Source organism: Proteus sp. TSJ240517 (assembly GCF_047921575.1).
Lineage (GTDB): Bacteria > Pseudomonadota > Gammaproteobacteria > Enterobacterales > Enterobacteriaceae > Proteus.
Genome location: NZ_JBLRMH010000042.1, coordinates 1 through 221, shown reverse-complemented (window position 1 = coordinate 221; position 221 = coordinate 1). Strand labels below are relative to the sequence as shown.

The 221-nt window shown below is 46.6% G+C and carries 1 tRNA gene; it reads right to left on the bottom strand.

Going from position 1 to position 221, the window contains the following annotated elements:
• Positions 1 to 107: 107 nt before the first annotated feature.
• A tRNA-Thr gene (locus ACNARN_RS18680) sits at positions 108 to 183 on the bottom strand.
• Positions 184 to 221 lie beyond the last annotated feature (38 nt).

Below are 221 nucleotides of genomic sequence, written 5' to 3'. Positions count from 1 at the left end.
TTTCACTTCTGAGTTCGGCATGGGATCAGGTGGGACCGTTGCGCTATGGCCGCCAAGCAAATTCTGTATTTATAACCGTCTGTTTATGCAGTTATAATAATTTTTTATGGTGCTGATACCCAGATTCGAACTGGGGACCTCACCCTTACCAAGGGTGTGCTCTACCAACTGAGCCATATCAGCACTAGTGGCTTATTGTCACCGGCTGACACAGCCTAAAT